At 40.2% G+C, this 20,275-nt stretch carries 13 protein-coding genes; 12 read left to right on the plus strand and 1 reads right to left on the minus strand.

Annotated features, from left to right (window positions below; genetic code table 11):
* The first annotated feature begins 35 nt into the window (after positions 1 to 35).
* The 5 genes from AC0IWE_RS03500 to AC0IWE_RS03520 all read left to right on the plus strand — a co-directional run bounded on the left by AC0IWE_RS03500 (position 36) and on the right by AC0IWE_RS03520 (position 8,100).
* Positions 36 to 905: a sugar phosphate isomerase/epimerase family protein gene (locus tag AC0IWE_RS03500; RefSeq protein ID WP_471791945.1), complete on the plus strand. Its 870-nt coding sequence runs from the start codon at positions 36 to 38 to the stop codon at positions 903 to 905.
* A gap of 255 nt (positions 906 to 1,160) precedes the next feature.
* The gene (locus tag AC0IWE_RS03505) at positions 1,161 to 2,690 is read left to right on the plus strand and encodes an arylsulfatase (protein ID WP_471791946.1); all 1,530 of its coding nucleotides are present in this window, start codon (positions 1,161 to 1,163) and stop codon (positions 2,688 to 2,690) included.
* A 129-nt stretch (positions 2,691 to 2,819) separates the two neighbouring features.
* Positions 2,820 to 4,595 (plus strand): aminopeptidase P family protein, encoded by a 1,776-nt coding sequence (locus AC0IWE_RS03510; protein ID WP_471791947.1) that lies wholly within the window; start codon positions 2,820 to 2,822, stop codon positions 4,593 to 4,595.
* 747 nt (positions 4,596 to 5,342) lie between these two features.
* Positions 5,343 to 6,236 (plus strand): DUF5695 domain-containing protein, encoded by an 894-nt coding sequence (locus AC0IWE_RS03515; protein ID WP_471791948.1) that lies wholly within the window; start codon positions 5,343 to 5,345, stop codon positions 6,234 to 6,236.
* On the plus strand, positions 6,157 to 8,100 hold the full coding sequence (locus tag AC0IWE_RS03520) for a DUF5695 domain-containing protein (protein WP_471791949.1): 1,944 nt from the start codon (positions 6,157 to 6,159) through the stop codon (positions 8,098 to 8,100). Before AC0IWE_RS03515 ends, AC0IWE_RS03520 begins: the two co-directional genes overlap by 80 nt.
* Before the next feature lie 586 nt (positions 8,101 to 8,686).
* Here AC0IWE_RS03520 and AC0IWE_RS03525 read toward each other — a convergent pair.
* Positions 8,687 to 11,053, minus strand: coding sequence for a beta-L-arabinofuranosidase domain-containing protein (locus tag AC0IWE_RS03525; RefSeq protein WP_471791950.1), 2,367 nt, complete (start codon positions 11,051 to 11,053; stop codon positions 8,687 to 8,689).
* A 246-nt stretch (positions 11,054 to 11,299) separates the two neighbouring features.
* Between AC0IWE_RS03525 and AC0IWE_RS03530 the strand changes: the two genes are divergently transcribed.
* From AC0IWE_RS03530 to AC0IWE_RS03560, 7 genes are all read left to right on the plus strand, one after another.
* Complete coding sequence (locus tag AC0IWE_RS03530) at positions 11,300 to 12,697, plus strand: aminopeptidase P family protein (protein WP_471791951.1); 1,398 nt, start codon at positions 11,300 to 11,302, stop codon at positions 12,695 to 12,697.
* Positions 12,698 to 12,778: 81 nt separating this feature from the next.
* On the plus strand, positions 12,779 to 13,408 hold the full coding sequence (locus AC0IWE_RS03535) for a gluzincin family metallopeptidase (RefSeq protein WP_471791952.1): 630 nt from the start codon (positions 12,779 to 12,781) through the stop codon (positions 13,406 to 13,408).
* Positions 13,380 to 14,450, plus strand: a complete 1,071-nt coding sequence (locus AC0IWE_RS03540) for a M1 family aminopeptidase (protein WP_471791953.1) — start codon at positions 13,380 to 13,382, stop codon at positions 14,448 to 14,450. Before AC0IWE_RS03535 ends, AC0IWE_RS03540 begins: the two co-directional genes overlap by 29 nt.
* An 860-nt stretch (positions 14,451 to 15,310) precedes the next feature.
* The gene (locus AC0IWE_RS03545) at positions 15,311 to 16,228 is read left to right on the plus strand and encodes a dihydrodipicolinate synthase family protein (protein WP_471791954.1); all 918 of its coding nucleotides are present in this window, start codon (positions 15,311 to 15,313) and stop codon (positions 16,226 to 16,228) included.
* 14 nt (positions 16,229 to 16,242) lie between these two features.
* Positions 16,243 to 17,829: an aldehyde dehydrogenase (NADP(+)) gene (locus AC0IWE_RS03550; RefSeq protein WP_471791955.1), complete on the plus strand. Its 1,587-nt coding sequence runs from the start codon at positions 16,243 to 16,245 to the stop codon at positions 17,827 to 17,829.
* Positions 17,822 to 18,823, plus strand: coding sequence for a 4-hydroxyproline epimerase (locus AC0IWE_RS03555; RefSeq protein WP_471791956.1), 1,002 nt, complete (start codon positions 17,822 to 17,824; stop codon positions 18,821 to 18,823). Before AC0IWE_RS03550 ends, AC0IWE_RS03555 begins: the two co-directional genes overlap by 8 nt.
* 14 nt (positions 18,824 to 18,837) lie before the next feature.
* Positions 18,838 to 20,079 carry an NAD(P)/FAD-dependent oxidoreductase gene (locus AC0IWE_RS03560; protein WP_471791957.1) on the plus strand — a complete coding sequence of 414 codons (1,242 nt, stop codon included), beginning with the start codon at positions 18,838 to 18,840 and terminating at the stop codon, positions 20,077 to 20,079.
* The last annotated feature ends 196 nt before the right edge of the window (positions 20,080 to 20,275 follow it).

A 20,275-nucleotide genomic window follows, 5' to 3' on the forward strand; every position in this document is an offset into this window, starting at 1 on the left:
TAAATACTTAAATTGCTATTTAAATAAGGGTAATAATGAGAAACAGGTTTTTATTTCTTTTGGCTTGCACTGTTGTGCTGTCTTTTTCTGGTTTCGTATCAAATAAGCCTGCCTACCCGCAATTGGGTATTGTAGCTGGTTTGGCGCAGGATAGTTTGGCTTATTCTGCTGGTTTTAAATTAATCGGCGAATCAGTACCTAAAATACTGGCACCTGCATTAAGTGATGAGGAGTTTCGTGCAAACCTAAAAAAAATTAAAGCTGCAAAATGTAAGGTATTAAGCTGCAACCTGTTTTTTCCTGGCACCTTAAAAATTGCCGGGCCCAATGTAGATGAAGCAAAGGTGTTGGCTTATACCGAAACCGTACTCTCACGGGCCAATGAAGCTGGTGTAAAGTACATTGTTTTAGGAAGTTCGGGTGCGCGCAGCATTCCTGCGGGTTATGATATCGATAAAGCTAAATCAGATTTTGTGGCCTTATGCAAAAAACTTGGTCAGCTTGCCAAGAAAAACAACGTAACCATTCTACTCGAAAACTTAGAAACTACCGAAACAAACTTTATAACCTCATTAAAAGCGGCTGCAGAAATTGTAACTCAAGTAAATGAACCCAACTTCAGGTTAAATGTTGATATTTTTCACATGTTGCGCGAAGGAGAATCCCCCGACGAAATAATTGCAGCCGGCGCAGTTGTTGGTTTCTGTGAAATTGCTGAAAAAGAAAAACGCACTCTTCCTGGTGTAGCTGGTGATGATTTTAGGCCTTACTTAAGTGCCCTAAAGAAAATTAACTACAAAGGATTTATTTTTATCGAAGCAAGTAGCAGTAATCCTGCTGCTGAATATCCAATCGCTTTTAAATACCTTTCCAATCAGTTAGCCGCCGTATATTCAGAAAAATAATTATTAAAAGTCATTCTGCTAAACGGTTTGATTGCTTCTGATTATATTGTTGTAGCCAACAACCTTTATCAAATCGAAGTTTTGCTTTTGCTTCTGCTTATTTGCAGATAATAGCAACTATCGCTTTCTATCTAACAATTTTTCTTAATTGATAAAGGTTTGCCGTTGTTATGCAAACGTTTGTGCAGAGAAAATTTTAAATGGCAATTTGCTTATCATTATCTTGGATTTTCAATAACGTTTACCATCTTCAATATGATAAAAAGAAATGCATTAATACTTTTTTCCTGCCTGTTTACCCTTAATACTTTGGCGCAGCAACCAAAGGTAAAACCCAATATTGTTTACATCTTAGCTGATGATTTGGGTTATGGTGAATTGGGTAGCTATGGGCAGCAGAAAATAGAAACCCCTAATTTGGATGAACTGGCCAGGCATGGCAAGCGGTTTACACAGCATTATGCTTATCCGGTTTGTGCACCTTCGCGTTTTGGTTTAATGACGGGAATAAATTCGGGCAAAGCATTTATCCGCGGCAACCATGAGTGGGGAGCGCGTGGCGATGTTTGGAATTTTAAAGCCATGGAAGAAAATCCTTTTCTCGAAGGACAATATCCCATCCCTGACTCTACCATTACCATAGCTAAAGTATTAAAAACTGTAGGTTACAACACTGCATTGGTTGGTAAATGGGGGTTGGGCAGCCCAATGACGGCTGGAACACCGAACCGCCAGGGTTTTGATTACTTTTATGGTTTTATCTGCCAGCGACAGGATCATACCTACTATGGCGGGCATTTATGGGAAAACGAAACACGGGTTCCGCTTGATAATAAAATTGTTGATCCCGATGTTAAATTCCCCGCAGATCTTGATCCCCTTAACGAAAAAAACTACGAACAATACCAGCAGAACGATTATGCGCCGGATTTTTTAATTAAAGCAGCGCTAAACTTTATCGGACAGAATAAGCAAAAACCATTCTTTTTGTATTATGCTAGTCCATTGCCCCACGTATCCTTACAGGCACCAAAAAAACTGGTCGATTATTATCATCAGAAATTCGGTGATGAAAAACCATTTTTAGGTGGTTCCTATTTTCCTTGTCGTTACCCCCGCGCAACCTATGCAGCAATGATTACTTTACTCGATCAGCAGGTTGGGCAGTTGATTAAAAAACTTAAAGATGAAGGGGTATACAACAATACCATTATTATGTTCTGTGCAGATAATGGAACGGCCTTCAATGCAGGTGCCGATCCGGTGTTTTTTAACAGCAATGGCCCCTTTAAAGGAGAATATGGCTGGGGCAAAGGTTTTGTACGCGAGGGCGGTATCAGAGAGCCATTCATTGTATCCTGGCCCGGTAAGGTAAAAGAAGGATCAACCAGCGAACTCATTTCGTCGACCCTTGATATGATGCCTACTTTTTGCGAATTGTTAAATATAAAAGCACCATCAGAAATAGATGGATTAAGCATACTGCCAACCATTTTAGATAAAGGCAAACAGACCCAGCACAATTACCTGTACTTCGAGTTTCCTGAGTATGGCGGGCAACAGGCAATACGCATTGGCAATTGGAAAGGCGTTAGGCTAAATATGCTTAAAGGAAACGATAAATGGACTTTGTACGATCTTAAAACCGATTTGAAAGAGCAAAATGATGTTGCCGCAGATCATCCTGATGTGGTAAAACAAATGATGGCCATTTCGAAAAAAGAACACCATACACCATTGATAAAAAGATTTGAAATACCGGTTTTGGAGAAAGAAAAGCTATAGTTTTTATTGCTCATCTTTTATTTATATGGCTTGCAGTTGCCCAAGGTCATTTTTAAAGTAAATTCTTTCGTTTGCGCCTTGGTATGGAGGTAATATTTTAAATTTGGCCAATAAAAATTCTTGCTGAACATGACTTATGTAGAAAGATTAAATGCCCTGCGGCAGTTAATGGCCCAACAAAATATTGATGCTTATGTAATTACCGCCGCAGATCCGCACATTAGCGAATACCTGCCTGCACATTATAAAGCCATTCCATTTGCGAGTGGTTTTACCGGTTCTGCCGGAACACTTGTTATTACGCAAACTTTTGCTGGCCTTTGGACGGATTCAAGATATTTTACACAGGCAGAGAGCGAGCTAAATGGTACAGGTTATGAGTTGGTAAAGTTAAAAGTGCCTCACACACCCGAATATATAAGTTGGTTGCTCGAAGTTTTGCCAGATGGTGCCAAAGTAGCCTTTAACCACCAATTAATTACCCTTGCATTGGCACTGGAAATGGACCAACAGTTGCTTACTAAAGCAATTGAAGTGACGGATTTGGATTTCGTAAGCACCATTTGGACCGATAGGGTAGGGCTGCCACAAGAAAAAGCTTATTTAATTGGAGAGGAAGCCGCTGGCATGAGCATTTCTGCCAAGGTTGCTGAAGTTAGGGCTGTTTTGCAAACGAATAATACAACACACCATTTTATTTCTACTCTTGATGATATTGCCTGGTTATTTAATCTTCGTGGAACCGATGTAGCTTATAATCCGGTTGCTTTGAGTTTCGCTTTGCTTACACCTGATGAAGTGAAACTCTTTATCGATCAGCAAAAGTTATCTCAAACTGATATTGATGTTTTAAATAACCAGGGTGTAACAGTGTACCCTTATAATGATATTGAGAAAGCGTTGCAGGCGATACCTTTAGTGGCTTCAATTTTTATCGATCCTAAACGTACCTGTTACGGCCTTTATCTATGTTTGCCAAAAACGGTTCAGGTTATTTTTGGAATTAACCCCACTACGCATTTAAAAAGTATTAAAAACGATACTGAAATTAATCACATCCGTAAAGCGATGCTGCAGGATGGAGTAGCCCTTACCAAATTTTTTAAATGGCTTGAGGATGGGCTTGGTAAAGAGCGTATTACAGAGTGGTCTGCGGCAAAACAACTGGCAAAGTTTCGTGCCGAACAGCAATCATTCGTTGATTTAAGTTTTAATACCATTGCGGGTTACAATGCCAATGGCGCGCTTCCACATTATAGCGTAAATGCAGAAAGCGATCAGGAAATAGCTGGCGATGGTTTGTTTCTTGTTGATTCGGGAGGGCAGTACCGGTATGGCACAACTGATATTACCAGGGTAATGCCCATTGGTGAAGCTTCGCAACGCCAGGCCGATGATTATACTTTAGTGCTTAAAGGACTTATTGAAGGTGCTAAGCTTATTTTTCCGGAAGGTACAAAAGGGTATCAGATCGATGCCATTTGCAGGAAACCACTGTGGGAATATAGCATCAATTTTGGTCATGGAACGGGGCATGGCATAGGCTTTTTTCTTAATGTACATGAAGGTCCTCAGAATATTAGTCCTGCCAATGTAGATGTTGCCTTTAAGCCTGGTATGGTAACTTCAATAGAGCCTGGTATTTATCGGCCGGGCAAACATGGCGTACGGATTGAGAATCTTGTTTTATGTACTCAATACGGTGCTAGTGAATTCGGTAACTTTCTCTCCTTCGAAACCTTGACACTCTGTTTTATTGATACCACAATTTTAAATAAAGCACTTTTAGAACCGCATCAATTAACCTGGTTAAATCAATACAATCAAATGGTATTCGAAAAGCTTCAACCCTTTTTGGCAGTAGAGGAGGCCGCGTGGCTAAAGGTAAAATGTGAGCCGATTTAATTTGAATTTAAATATCGTCATTTCGATTGTAGCGGAGAAATCTTTGGATATGCTTGTAGCATCTTTAAAAGATTTCTCGGCTACGCTGTGCTTCGCTCGAAATGACGACCGAGGGGGATGACGGCATGAGGGTTAAACTACCCGTCTAATCGTCATTTCGACCGTAGTGGAGAAATCTTTGGACTTTGTTCAATAGCGCATCTTTAAAAGATTTCTCGGCTACGATGTGCTTCATTCGAAATGACGGCCAAGGGGGATATTTCGTCATTTCCAACCCGATAGCTATCGGGTTGATTGGAAATTTTAATGCTTTATAAAGCTTGTGTTGTAAGATCCCCGCCTGCGCGAGGATGACGGCAAGGAGTAAAATACCCGTTTCCATCGTCATTTCGACCGTAGTGGAGAAATCTTTGTACTTTGTCAATAGCATCTTTAAAAGATTTCTCGGCTACGCTGTGCTTCGCTCGAAATGACGACCGCGGGGATACTTCGTCATTCCCAACCCGATAGCTATCGGGTTGATTGGGAATCTTAATGGTTTATAATGTTGGTGTTTTAAGATCCCCGCCTGCGCGAGGATGACGGCACGGCGTAAATTAATGCAATCGTTATAATCCGCCATACACTTTACAACTTCCTATAAATACACCAATCCTTTACCGATTTTGCGCTATTTTTGAGATGACTATCCGCTTTATATTTTAAACTATATTTTTGAATATCCCTAAACCATTTTGCTCACTCAACATGACTATTAAATCAAAAAAAATATCATTAATTACTTTAAAGGCAATATTTTGCTGCGTTTTGGCTTTAGTAAACGTTAAGCTAAGCGTTGCTCAATCGCCATGGATTGCATTAAGTAAAAAGCCTTCAACATTAGGTCTCGAAAAGGGTTTTTCAACTTTTGATGCAGGAGCTTTTACGCTGAAACTGGTTAAGTCATCACAAACCGTGGCTGCTCTCCAACCTAAAATGATCAAAGATTTTGATTTCGTTCCGAGTGACAGTTTAAAGGTGCGTAGTGCAGATGGCTTATATCATTTAGGAGATATTAATTTAAAACTCCGCAGTACAGGAGAAGAAGTTTGGAAAAGCTACAGTACAGCGGCAAAAAGGAGTTCTGTTAAAAACATTCCAACAGGTAAAAATGGCTTTGCAGCAGCCGATCTTGCAGCAACATTACCAACTGATATCCCTTTGCAGATAAAGCGGATTTGGGAAATGCAGAACGGTAAACTGGTGCTTCGCTTCGAGCTGAAAAATAAAACCGACAAAAATGTAGAAATTGGTGCATTGGGAATTCCAATGATTTTTGATAACATTTTAGAGGGAAGAACACTGGAGCAAACCCACGCTAAAAATGTGTTTTACGATCCTTACATTGGTAAAGATGCAGGTTACCTTCAGGTAACCAGGTTAAGCGGGCATGCACCGTCTTTATTGGTGGTTCCGGTAGGGCAAACCCCATTCGAAGCTTACAATCCATTAAATGACGATAAAACACCAAGAGGAATTGCCTTTGAGGGTTTTTACGAATGGATGGTGTACAGTAAAGCCTATGCAGAAAACGAATGGAAAAATGCCGAACAATGGAACAGCCCAACATCGATCTGTTTTAAAGCCGGGCGAAACCCGTAATTATGCCCTTCAGTTTATACTTTCAGGTTCAGCTAAGGAAACTGAAAGTAAACTGATCGAAAATAAAAGACCTGTGGCCATTTCGGTTCCTGGTTATGTACTGCCGCGAGATGTAGATGCGAAATTGTTTATCAGTTATCCCAAAAAGATAAAATCAATACAGGTTCAGCCAGAAAATGCATTAAAAGTAAAAGTGCTGGGCACAACTAAAAATGGTTGGAAAAGTTATGCAGTTACAGGTAACACCTGGGGTAGGGCAAGGTTATCAATCACTTATGAGGATGGATTGGAACAGACCATAAATTATAAAGTGATTGAGCCAGAAAGTGATGTAATAGCCAGTTATGGTCATTTTTTAACAACTAAGCAATGGTTTAACCAGCCTGATCCCATTTTTAAAAGAAGCCCTTCTGCCATTACTTACGATGAGGAGAAACAACAGCAGGTTACACAAGATAATAGGGCTTGGATTGCAGGCTTGAGCGATGAGGGTGGGGCAGGCTCCTGGTTGGGCGCAATAATGAAACAGTTGGTTCATCCGGAAAAGGAAGAGGTTGATAAGTTAAAACAATTTGTTGATACCGTGATGTTTGGACGCATTCAGCTAAAGGATGGCCCTCAGAAGTATGGAGTTAAAAAGAGTTTATTTTATTATGCGCCAGATTCATTGCCGAAAGATACCTATGCGGCAAACATTAATTTCAAAACATGGTCTGCATGGCCAAAAAAGGAGGCCGATAATTTAGGCAGATCATATAACTACCCACATGTTGCCGCAGCACATTGGTTGATGTATCGGTTAGCACGGAATTATAAAGGACTTGTTGATGAGCAAAGCTGGAAACAGCACCTGATTGATGCGGCGGAAACCGGGATGGCCATGGTGAACATTGCGCCTTATTATGCGCAGTTCGGCCAGATGGAAGGCACCATTTTTTACCTCATCTTAACCGATCTTAAAAATGAAGGATTAACAGCAGAAGCAGGCAGGCTGGAAACCGAAATGAAAAAACGTGCCAACCATTGGCGGTCGCTGCAATATCCGTTTGGCAGTGAGATGCCTTGGGATTCTACAGGTCAAGAAGAAGTTTATGTATGGTCGGATTATTTTGGCTACCAGGATAAAGCAAATGTAACGCTTGATGCCATACTCGCTTATATGCCTGTGGTGCCACATTGGGCTTACAATGGCAACGCACGCCGCTACTGGGATTTTCTTTATGGTGGTAAACTTTCGCGTATTGAAAGGATGATTCATCATTATGGTTCAGCATTGAATGCCATTCCAGTTTTAATGGATTACCGAAAACATCCTAGCGATTTTTATCTATTGCGTACAGGTTACGGAGGTTTGTTAGGGTCGATTTCAAATATTACCAAAGAAGGTTTTGCACCAACTGCCTTTCATGCCTATCCATCAACCTTAAAAAACGATGGCATAACCGGCGATTATGGCTCTGGCTTTTTTGGCTATGCGGTTAATACTTCATCGTACATATTGCAGCATCCGGAGTTTGGTTGGCTGGCTTTTGGGGGAAACCTAAATAAAGCGGGAAACACAATCAGTGTTAAATTAACAACAGCAGCAAAATCGTCAGTGTATGTTGCACCTGCCGGACTTTGGATTACGCTTGATGCCGGAACGATTGAAGAGGTTAATTACAATACCACTAATGGAGAAATCGGTTTAAAACTAAGCAAGGCAAACGAGTACACGCCAGTTGCAATATTAAGATTATCTCAGCCAGCAAAAGTTAATGGTGTGGGTAATTATTCAGTTAAAAATAATAAAACCGGTAATAGGGGAGCATATGAATTGCCGTTAGCAAATGAACGCGTAACCAATATCATTCTACAGAAATAGCATCAATTTATAAACTTAGTAAGCCTCGTGAAATAAAATTTTACGAGGCTTTTTTTTGTTAATGTATTTTGATAATCAGATGGGTAAGTGTTTTAATGATGATTTGTATTTAATTGATCTGTTATTATAGTTTGAATTCCAATTGATTAAATTAACTATTCTATGATTTTTAATGGAATGGTGAGTAATTAGGTGATCGAAATGAAGCCTGATTGTAGGAGTATGATTACTTTAAATAAAAACCTTTAATTTTTTGTTTAACAATACGCTATTGATTTTGAAAGTAATATTGTCCATTAAATAATTAGATCGTTATCATTTTTTAACGAGGATGGAAGATTAGGAGTTGAATTTCATGGAGTGAATATCCTTCTAGTGGCGTCATTTCGAGAGAAGTGAAACGTAGTCGAGAAATTTAATTAATAGATATATTTCCCTATTTAACATCGGTGCTGCGCTTCAATCGAAAGCACGCATGAGTTTTTGCCACGGAAGCACAGATTAACACAATCAGGCGAATTTCCTTTCTGTGACTTCCGTGTTTCCGTGGCTAAAAATTAAAAAATTGATTCCTTGTCAAAAGAATTTACAAACTTTCCTTAATTACCCTAACCCCATAAATAGGCCCTGCGCTGTTTTTCACCTTAGGAAACAGCTTTACGGTAACTTTGCTTTTTCCTTTTGTTAATTCCGTAGGGATTTTATAAGAGATGTCGTAAAAACGGCTTTCCTTGTATTTGTTCAAATCTTCTGTGGCAACATTAACACCATCAACCAGTACATCAAAATTGCGGCCGCGATTATCCATACCCCAATATGATGCTATTATGGTATTCTGCATAGCTGGATCTACCTTCACATCGAACTGTAAAAAACCGTTTTCACCTGCTACACGCCATTTGCTGCCATGATCTTCACCCATATATTCTTTAGCTGCGGTCAAATTATGATCACGTTCAGGCTGCATTTCTCCAAACCTGAATACATCGGTGGTTTTATCTTCCAACTCTTTCCTTTTGCGCTTCTGCTCGTCGTATATCTTTTGCTGCACCGTCCATTTTTCAGGGGTAAATACATCCCAATATACACTGTAGTATTGGTTTTTGGTTTGATAGAAAGGAATAAGGGTTACATCCTGTGGCTGAGCAATTTTATTGGTTTCAAATTGTAATTCCTGTTTGTTCACTACGCTCAGCCATTCTTTAGGGTCGTTATTTGCGCTTACAAATACTGGTACACCTTTAACCGGATCGGGTTCTGTTGTGCCTAAAACACCCGCCAAAAGCACCGGACCATAAAACACCGCTCTACGGTCGGCATTATCAGGCATAGCCTCAGTATATAATTTTTCTGGGGTTACATAAGTAATTTTATCATTGTTTTTCCAGGTGCGGGTAATCACATAATAACCGGTTTCATCTGGCGTGATTTTTTGTAGCTGTCCATTTACCGAAATGGTAGTTTCTGTAGACCATTTAGGCTTCCTTACCCGGATGGAAAAATTAGATGCTTTGTTTAAACTGAGCGTTAAAGTAGTTTGGTCGCCTTGTGGTAATGCAGTTTGCTGAGTAATTTTCAAACCTTTTTCTTTCCAATCTAAAACTGAAGGAATAAAAAGATTCACATATAAACTTCCATCGCCACCTCTAAAATAAATGCTTTCGTTGTATTTTACATGGTTCTCCATGCCTGTGCCCACGCAGCAGGTAAAAGTGTTAAACTTATCGCTGTATTCTTTTTTACCACCCATGCGCAAAGGCACGAAATAGCAAGTCATGCCATCATCGTGGTTTTGCGAAGCAAGGATATGATTATAAAGTGCCTTTTCATAATAATCGAACAGCTCGGCCGAAGGGTTTTCGGCAAAAAGATGTCCGGTTAATTTTAGCATGTTGTAAGTATTGCAGGTTTCGGTAGTGTTTTCGGTAAGCTTATCATTCAGTTTATCGGGTTCACTCAAATACTCATAATTGCTGTTTCCACCTGTAACATAAGAGTGGTGATAAACGATCGTTTTCCAGAAGAAATCGGCTATTGTTTTATCATTTTTGTCGCCGGTAATTTCATGTCTTCTAGCACTGGCAATAATTTTCGGTATTTGTGTATTGGAATGTTTCCCTGGAAGGATATCGGTTTCTTTGGCTAAAGGATCAAGGATCCGTTTATCGTAAAACTTATAAGATAAATCGAGGTATTTCTTTTCCCCGGTGATAGCATATAGGTTAACCAGCGTTTCGGCCATGCCACCGTATTCGCAGAACAGCATTTTCTGCAATAGTTCTTCATTTAAGCCTCCAATGGTTGTTCCAGTCCAATCGGCCAGGGCAATACAGCTTGTTAAAGCTTTTTTATTGTTGGTATAAAGATAGGCATCCAGTAAACCTGCCATAATTTTATGAACGGTATACCAGGGTGCCCAACCCCCGTTAAGGTCGAAACCTCCGGTTTTAACATTGCCTTTTGCCAGCTCGCCCCATATTTTGTCTTCATTGGTAAATGCACCTAAATAGCCGTTTTTTCTGGCCTTTTGGCATTCTGCAAGTTCATCAACAATATAATTTGCTTTTTGTAAAAATACAGGGCTTTTGCTCGATGCATATTGCATGGAAACAGCCGAAAGGTAATGCCCAAGCGAATGCCCTGCTAATCCATCTCCTTCCCAGCCACCATAAATTTTGGCTTTTGGCGTTAAACCTGCATTTTTTCTGAAACCCGATAATAACCTATCAGGATCTATAATGGTTAAATAAGCTTCGTCGGCTTTCATTGCCGTTTTAAAAGTGCTTTCCAATAAATTTACTTCCGAAAGGTCGAAAGCATAAGCTTTAATTGGTGTGGTATTTTTAACCTTTATGCGTTTATCGTTAAAGTGTGGTACATAGTTTTGGGCATTTACATTCAGCGCAAAAAACAGTGCACAGCCAAGTAAGCTTTTACCAATGTTTGGGTTCATCGTATTAATGGTTTAGGGATGTTTTTACAGGAATAAAATTATGCAATTGGCAATAGCATAAAAACGCCATAATTTGCCGCTATTGTGCAGATTTTACCCATATTATTCGCTAACATAAAATTAATTGTGATTTTTGTACCATAATTTAACTTATAATTCGCAGATACAACCCATATTTTAGCCATTTGGCCAGATCTTTATCGAATGAAGATTGCTTTTGGGATATTTGCTTAACGCATAAAAAATATGTTCGAAAAGAAAGTTTATCTCCAAAGGAGAGCAGCACTAAAATCAACAATAACATCGGGTATTTTACTGTTTTTAGGTAATGAAGATAGTCCGATGAATTATAAAGACAATACTTATCATTTTAGGCAAGACAGTACCTTTTTATATTATTTCGGAATCAGTGAACCACTATTGGCGGCTATTATTGATTTGGATAATGACGAAACCATCCTGTTTGGAAACGAAATGGGTATTGATGATATCGTGTGGATGGGCCGACAAAAAACACTTGAGGAAAAAAGCCAGGATGCCGGACTTACAAAAGTACTTCCGTTAAATCAGCTTGATGTTTACCTCAAACAGTACCAGGAAAAGAAACGAACCGTTCAGTTTTTACCACCATACCGATCAGAGAATAAAATAAAACTTTCACACTGGTTTAATATTCCTGTTGATCAGCTTAAAGAGAAAGCATCTCCAGAATTTATTAAAGCGGTGGTAGCGCAGCGGTCGGTTAAATCAGCAGAAGAAATTGAAGAGTTGGATCGTGCTGCGGCAATATCTGCCGATATCCATTTAATGGTAATGCAACAGGCAAAACCCGGTATGTACGAGCGCGAACTTGCCGCAAAAATACAGGGCGCAGCATTGGCATCTGGAGGTAACCTGGCTTATCCTGTTATTTTAACCGTACGTGGCGAAATTCTGCACAACCATTATCATGGCAATCAATTGCAGGAAGGGCAGTTGGTTTTAAACGATTCTGGCGTAGAAACCGCTTTAGGTTATGCCGGCGATCTTACCCGTACTTTTCCGGTAGGGAAAAAATTCAGTGCTGAGCAGAAAGACATTTATGATATTGTACTTAATGCCTATACCCATGCTAAAAATTTATTGGCACCCGGTGTAAGGTATTTGGATGTGCATTTGGCATCGTGTAAAATGCTGGCGCAAGGATTAAAGGATGTGGGTTTAATGAAAGGAAACGTAGACGATGCTGTACAAGCAGGCGCGCATGCCATGTTTTTTCAATGTGGAACTGGCCACATGATGGGAATGGACGTGCATGATATGGAAGATTTGGGCGAGCAATATGTAGGCTATACGGATGAACTGACTAAAAATACCACACAATTTGGATTAAAATCGTTAAGGTTGGGTAAAGCACTGGAAGCGGGTTATGTATTAACAGTTGAACCTGGTGTTTATATTATTCCAGAGTTGATAGACCGTTGGAAAGCCGCCAATCAGTTTACAGAATTTATAAATTACGATAAATTAGAACAGTTCAGAAATTTTAGTGGAATCAGGGTTGAAGACGACTTCCTGGTGACGGCGAACGGAAGCAGAATGCTGGGCAAACATTTGGCGTTAACCACTGAAGAAATCGAATCGATTAGGGGTGAAGCATTTTAACGTGAACACAATGTTATGCAGAATTTATTTGTGCCAACAATTAGGCCCTGAAATAAAACAATATTATAACCAGTAAAATAAATGAAAAAACTAACCTCCCTAACCGTACTCTTTTTAGCATTTACTACAATGCTTTTCGCACAGGCTCCTAAAAAGGTTTATACTTTGGCCGATACCTTAAGGGGAAGCCTAAACGCCGAGCGTACGTGGTGGGATGTGCAACGTTATGAACTTGCTGTTAAGCCCGATTATAATGATAAAAGCATTACCGGCTCAAACAAAATTGTTTACAAAGTTGTAGGCAATAACAATGGCCGTACGCGGATGCAAATCGATCTTCAGGAGCCATTGATTATCGATAGTGTGCGCTATAATGCTGGTTCTAAGTTAAAGTTTGAGCATGTTGGTAGTGTTTGGTATATACATGTACCGGCACAGAAGTTATCGGCTTTAAACAGTGTCAACATATTTTACCATGGCAAGGTACACCAGGCAAAAAGAGCACCCTGGGATGGTGGTTTCATTTTTACTACCGATTCACTTTCGCGCCCTTGGATGACGGTGGCCTGCCAGGGTTTAGGTGCTTCAGTTTGGTATCCAAATAAAGATCATCAAAGCGATGAACCTAATTTGGGTGCTTCGTTAACCATGACGGTGCCTGATAGCCTGGTTGCTATTGGAAATGGCCGGTTGGTGTTTAAAAAAAGATAACCGTAATGGTACCACCACTTATCAATACAATGTTAAAAACCCGATCAGCAATTATTGCATCATTCCATACATTGGTAAGTACGTTAATTTTAAAGAAAAATATGCCGGTGAAAAAGGTGCACTGGATGTAAATTATTGGGTGCTCGATTACAATTACGCAAAGGCGAAAACCTATATGCCCGATCAGGTACATAAGATGATGAAGAGCATGGAACATTGGTTTGGCCCTTATCCATTTTATGAAGATGGTTACCAGCTGATTGACGCTTCGCATACCGGAATGGAACATCAATCGGCAGTTTCTTACGGCAATGGATACAAGTTTGGTTATAGGGGCAGAGACATGTCTGGCGATGGATGGGGATTGAAATGGGATTTTATCATCATTCACGAAAGCGGGCACGAGTGGTTTGGCAATAACATTACCACTAACGATTTGGCCGATATGTGGGTACACGAAGGTTTTACCAATTACAGCGAAACCCTATTTGTTGATTATATTTTTGGCAATAAAGCTGGTAACGAATACAATTTTGGCATCAGAAAAGGGATCAGGAACGATACACCCATTATTCCCGCTTATGGGGTTAATGCACAGGGCAGTGGCGATATGTACCCAAAAGGTGGCAATATGCTACACGCCATCAGGCATAGTTTAAACAACGATGAACTGTTTAGGGCAATATTGCGTGGCTTAAACAAAACCTTTTACCATCAAACCGTAACTACCAGGCAAATTGAAAATTACATTTCTAAAAAGGCTGGTTTCGATTTTTCGAAAGTTTTTGATCAATACCTTCGTACGGTACAAGTGCCTGCATTCGAATATTATTTAAAAGGTGGTAAAGCTTTTTATCGGTACCGCGATTGTGTAAAAGGTTTCAACCTGCCTTTAAGTTTAAAAAAAGATGGCATTAAAACACTTAAAATTTTTCCTTCGCAAAACTGGCAGCAGGTAGCATTGGCCAAAGGGCAGGCTGCTTTGTTTACTAAGCAGGATATAGAATTTATGTATTACTTGCAGGTGAAGAATACCCAATAATTATCTTAAATAGTTTGTTGGGCAAATAAAATTTCCCTAAGGGTCGTTATTTCGAGCCTACATCGTCCTCGTTTGTAACGAGGATGTACGAGTAAAGCGATTTTATCGCTCTTGATGGAATTATTTTCGCATTGTAAATGCGTACCTCAGAAATCCTCGTTACAAACGAGGACTATTTTAGCTTTAACCACAGATTTACACAGAGAGCAGTTTTTGCCACAGAAACTCTATCGTCCTCGTTTGTAACGAGGATGTACGAGTGAAGCGATTTTATCGCTCTTGAAGGAATTATTTTCGCATTGCAAATGCGTACCTCAGAAATCCTCGTTACAAACGAGGACTATTTAAGCTTTAACTACAGATTTACACAGAGATCAGTTTTTGCCACGGAAAGACAGAAAGCACGGAGAATTTATAGATGATCATCCCTTAGTTGTGTTATTTACATCGTCCTCGTTTGTAACGAGGATGTACGAGTGAAGCGATTTTATCGCTCTTGAAGGAATTATTTTCGCATTGCAAATGCGTACCTCAAAAATCCTCGTTACAAACGAGGACTATTTAAGCTCAACATGACATATCTAATGTAGAATTGTTTTTAATGATACAACCTCTTCTTTCTCATAGGATACCTTTTTTTGTATCTCATTACTTTACAAAATATTAGGTTTTCTTCCATCCATTTCTGTATTATTCAAATGGCATATTTATAACCATTATCGGTTAAAATCCAACAATACAACCTTTCTCCGATCAAGTACCTTTGGATATAGTGAAGTTTATGATTTAAAACTAATGCTTTGGGTTTAAATCATCTTGTTCCAATTTACAAATCATATATATTAAAACATAACATCAGAATGAGTATTAAATGGACTGGGGTTTTCCCTGCTGTAACCACAAAATTTACGGCAAACGATGAATTGGATTTTCCGGCTTTTGATTTAAATATCGAAGCACAATTAGAAGCAGGAGCCGAGGGAATTATTTTAGGTGGATCACTTGGAGAAGCCAGTGTATTAACCGACGAAGAAAAGTTTGGTTTGTTATCGCATACCTTAACCGTGGTAAACGGCCGGGTTCCGGTGCTGTTGAATATTGCCGAATCTACCACCAAAAAAGCAATTGAAGTAGCTAAAAAGGCTGAATCGCTTGGTGCGCAAGGCTTAATGTTATTGCCACCAATGCGTTATAATGCTGCGCCTGATGAAACTTTGGCCTTTTTTGGTGCCATTGCAGAAAGTACCAGCCTGCCGATTATGATTTACAACAATCCGGTTGATTATAAAATTGAAGTAACGCTGGATATGTTTGAGGCTTTAACCAAATACGATAACATCCAGGCCATTAAAGAATCAACCCGTGACGTTTCAAATGTAACCCGATTGATTAACCGCTTTGGTGATCGTTTTAAAATCTTTACCGGGGTAGATCCATTGGCAATGGAAAGTATTGTAATGGGCGCACATGGTTGGGTAGCTGGTTTGGTTGATGCTTTCCCTAGAGAAACAGTAGCCATTTTCAGGTTGATTAAAGAAAACCGCATTGCAGAAGCTTTAACCATTTACCGTTGGTTTTTACCTGTGCTGGAGCTTGATATCCACGCCAAACTGGTGCAGTACATTAAACTGGCAGAAGTGGCAACCGGGTTAGGTACTGAAGCCGTACGCGCACCACGTTTACCAATAAGCGGAGCAGAAAGAGAAAAAGTGTTGAAAATTATTAACGATGCATTAGCTGTTCGTCCACAATTACCTGCAGGTAGCTGGGGCAAATAGTTTAAATACCAAATATGAACGGAAAAAATATTGTAGCCAGTACTTATGTAGAAGTTAATGAAAAAAGCCTTAAAGCTGTTAATCCCGCAACGGGGTTAACGCTTAATGGTGAATTTTTTAAAGCGAATGAAAGCCTTGTTCATGATGCGCTAACAGCTGCAACAGCAGCTTTCCAAAGCTATAGAAGTTTAAATAAGGACCTTAAAGCCGCTTTTTTAAATGCCATTGCCGATGAAATTGCCAGTTTAGGTGATATCCTGGTAAACCGTGCAGTTGATGAAAGCGGTTTACCTTTAGGGCGTTTACAAGGAGAATTGGGCAGAACCACAGGTCAGTTAAGGTTGTTCGCCAATCTGGTAGCAGAAGGTTCGTGGGTAGATGCCATAATTGATACCGCATTGCCTGAAAGGCAACCCTTGCCCCGCCCTGATATCAGGCGCATGCTCATCCCAATCGGGCCTGTTGTGGTTTTCGGTGCAAGTAATTTCCCATTGGCTTTTTCAGTAGCAGGTGGCGATACTGCATCAGCACTCGCATCTGGTTGCTCTGTAGTGGTAAAAGCACACCCCGCACATTACGGAACCAGTGCGCTGGTAGGTGGTGCCATTATTAAAGCTGCCGAAAAAACAGGCATGCCAAAAGGCGTTTTCTCAATGTTGTACGATGATGGTTATACTATCGGAGCAAGTTTAGTTCAACATCCGCAAACCAAAGCCGTAACATTTACAGGTTCGTTTAAAGGCGGTATGGCACTGATCAATCTTGCGCAGCAACGCGAACAGCCTATCCCGGTTTTTGCCGAAATGGGCAGTATTAACCCTGTAGTTCTTCTTCCAAAGGCCCTCGAAAATCAATCAGCAGAGCTGGCTAAAAAATATGCTGCATCAATTACCTTAGGCGCAGGCCAGTTTTGTACCAACCCTGGTTTATTGCTTGCCGTTCAATCGCCGGGTTTAGAAAACTTTAAAACGGTTTTAAAAGAAAGTATTTCCACAGTTCCATCTGCTACAATGCTTACCGAAGGTATTGCACAAAATTATGGCAAACTATCTGCCGAGGTGGTTAGCGAAGGTGGGGTTGAACTTTTATCGGCTTCAACAGTTAAAAATAACGACCTTAAAAATCAGTCGGAAGCCAGAATTGCACAAGTAAGTGCAGCCGATTTTATTAAAAACCCAAAACTCCGCGAAGAAATTTTCGGTCCATATTCATTATTGGTAGTTGCGCAGGATATTACAGAATTAGAAGCTGCAATTGAGGTACTGGAAGGACAGCTTACCGTAACCCTGATGGCCGATAAGCAAGAGCTTCAGCAATACCAAACCTTGGTAAATAAACTCACCGATAAAACAGGAAGAATAATTTTAAATGGTGTACCTACAGGTGTGGAGGTTTGTGCAGCCATGCAACATGGCGGACCATTCCCGGCTACCAACGACAGTCGTTTTACTTCGGTAGGTGCTACAGCGATAAACCGTTTTGCCCGTCCGTTGGCTTACCAGGATTGGGAACAAGAGTTATTGCCTGATGAATTGAAAGATGGAAATCCTTTGGGGATTTTTAGAATGGTGAACCAAAAATTAACGAAATCTCATGAGTAAAACTTTTTTTTGTGTAGATGCACATACCTGTGGAAATCCGGTTAGATTGGTAGCTGGTGGGGGTCCTCAGCTTGTAGGCGCGAATATGAGCGAAAAACGCCAGCACTTTTTACGTGAATTCGACTGGATCAGAACAGGTTTAATGTTCGAACCACGTGGGCACGATATGATGTCGGGCAGTATCCTTTATCCGCCACATGATCCTGCCAATGATGTTGCCGTATTGTTTATCGAAACCAGTGGTTGCCTGCCCATGTGCGGTCACGGTACAATCGGTACCATTACCATTGCCATTGAAGAAGGATTGATCCAACCTAAAATCCCGGGGGTAATAAGAATGGAAGCACCGGCCGGATTGGTGTTAATCGAATACAAACAGGAAGGAAAAAAAGTTAAATCTGTTAAACTCAAAAATGTAGCTTCGTACCTCGCCGCAGAAAACCTTCAGGTAGAATGCCCTGATTTGGGTACCCTTACCTTTGATGTGGCCTATGGTGGTAACTTTTACGCCATTGTAGATCCTCAGGAGAATTTTCCGGGATTGGAGAACTATACCGCTTCACAACTTATAACCTGGAGCCAAACCATCAGAAAACTCATTAACGAACTATATACTTTTGTACATCCGCAGGATGCAACGATAAATGGTTGTAGCCATGTATTGTGGACCGGGAAAACAATCGATCCTACATCAACGGCCAGAAATGCTGTTTTTTATGGTGATAAAGCCATAGATCGATCGCCATGCGGCACCGGAACTTCGGCGCGTTTGGCCCAATGGTACGCTAAAGGAAAACTTAAACAAGGGGAGGATTTTATCCACGAAAGTTTTATTGGTAGTAAGTTTATAGGCAGGGTAGAAGAGGTGGTAGATTTAAATGGCATAAAAGCAATAATACCAAGTGTAGAGGGCTGGGCAAAAATTTATGGATACAATACCATTAAAATTGATGCTGAGGATGATCCTTATGCTTATGGATTTCAGGTGATTTAGTAATAATAAAAAGAATGACGAAAGTATTAATTATAGGCGGCGGAATTGTAGGCTTAACTTCAGCATATTATTTGCAGAAAAAGGGCTACGAGATAACCATTTTAGATAAGGGAGAAATTACCGATAACTGTTCTTTCGGTAATGCAGGGATGATTGTGCCAAGTCATTTTGTGCCATTGGCCGCTCCAGGTATGATTAAACAGGGTATTAGATGGATGTTTAACAGCAAAAGTCCGTTTTATGTGCGCCCATCGTTAAACGGGAATCTCATTAACTGGGGATTAAAGTTTATGAAACACGCCACGGCAAAGCATGTAAGTCAATCGGCAGAACCCTTGCGCGATCTTTCATTGTTGAGCAAAAAGTTGTATGAAGGTTTGGCTAAAGAACCCGATTTTAACTTCGAACTCACCAATAAAGGCATTCTTGCATTTTATAAAACCGAAAAGGCAGGCGAAGAAGAAGCACATTTGGCCGAAAAAGCAATTGAACTCGGTTTGGATATGGCTGTGCTCACCGCAGATGAATGTAGCGCTTTACAACCTGATTTAAAATTAGATGTGTTGGGTGCAGTACATTACCGTTGTGATGCACACCTTTACCCCACCAAGTTGATGAATGCCCTGTTGAAGTATTTAATTGATAACGGTGTGAACATTGAACGTGGAAAAGAGGTTGATAAAATTGAAACTTCGGGCAACCGCATTACTAAGGTTTTTACCGGTAACCAGGCCTGGGAGGCCGATCAGTATGTAATTGCTACAGGATCGTGGTCGCCGGCGGTAGCTAAAATGGCCGATCTTAATATCTCATTAATGCCAGGTAAAGGATATTCCTTTATGGAAGCAGAACCTCAAAACCGTTTAACAATCCCTGCATTATTATGTGAAGCCAGGGTAGCCATTACGCCAATGAACGGGCAGATCAGGTATGGTGGGACAATGGAATTGGATAAAATTAATAACAGAATTAATATGCAAAGGGTTAAAGGTATTGTAGAATCTGTACCTAAATATTTCCCTGACTTAAAACCTGCAATTCCTGCCGAAAAAGATATCTGGTATGGCTTCCGTCCGTCATCACCAGATGGATTACCTTATATTGGCAGAAGTGAAAAACGGGAAAATTTAATTGTAGCCACCGGGCATGGTATGATGGGATTGAGTTTAGGGCCTGCTACAGGTTTATTGGTAAGTCAGATTGTTGCTGGTATGGATACCGATCTAAAATTGGAGCCATATGCCGTAGTTCGGTAACGGGCTTTGGTTGTTTCAGCTTGTATGTAGTCATTCCCAGAGAAGTCAAGTTTTAAAAACTTGACTTCTCTTTTTTTTGCGATTTAGTTTTGTAAACAAATAGAACTTATGTAGTTTAATTGCCTTAAATCCGCATTAAGATTCCCGCATGCGCGGGAATGACGGCCGTGTTAAAAAACTTGCTAAAAGGATTGCT

This window comes from Pedobacter sp. AC402 (assembly GCF_979252805.1).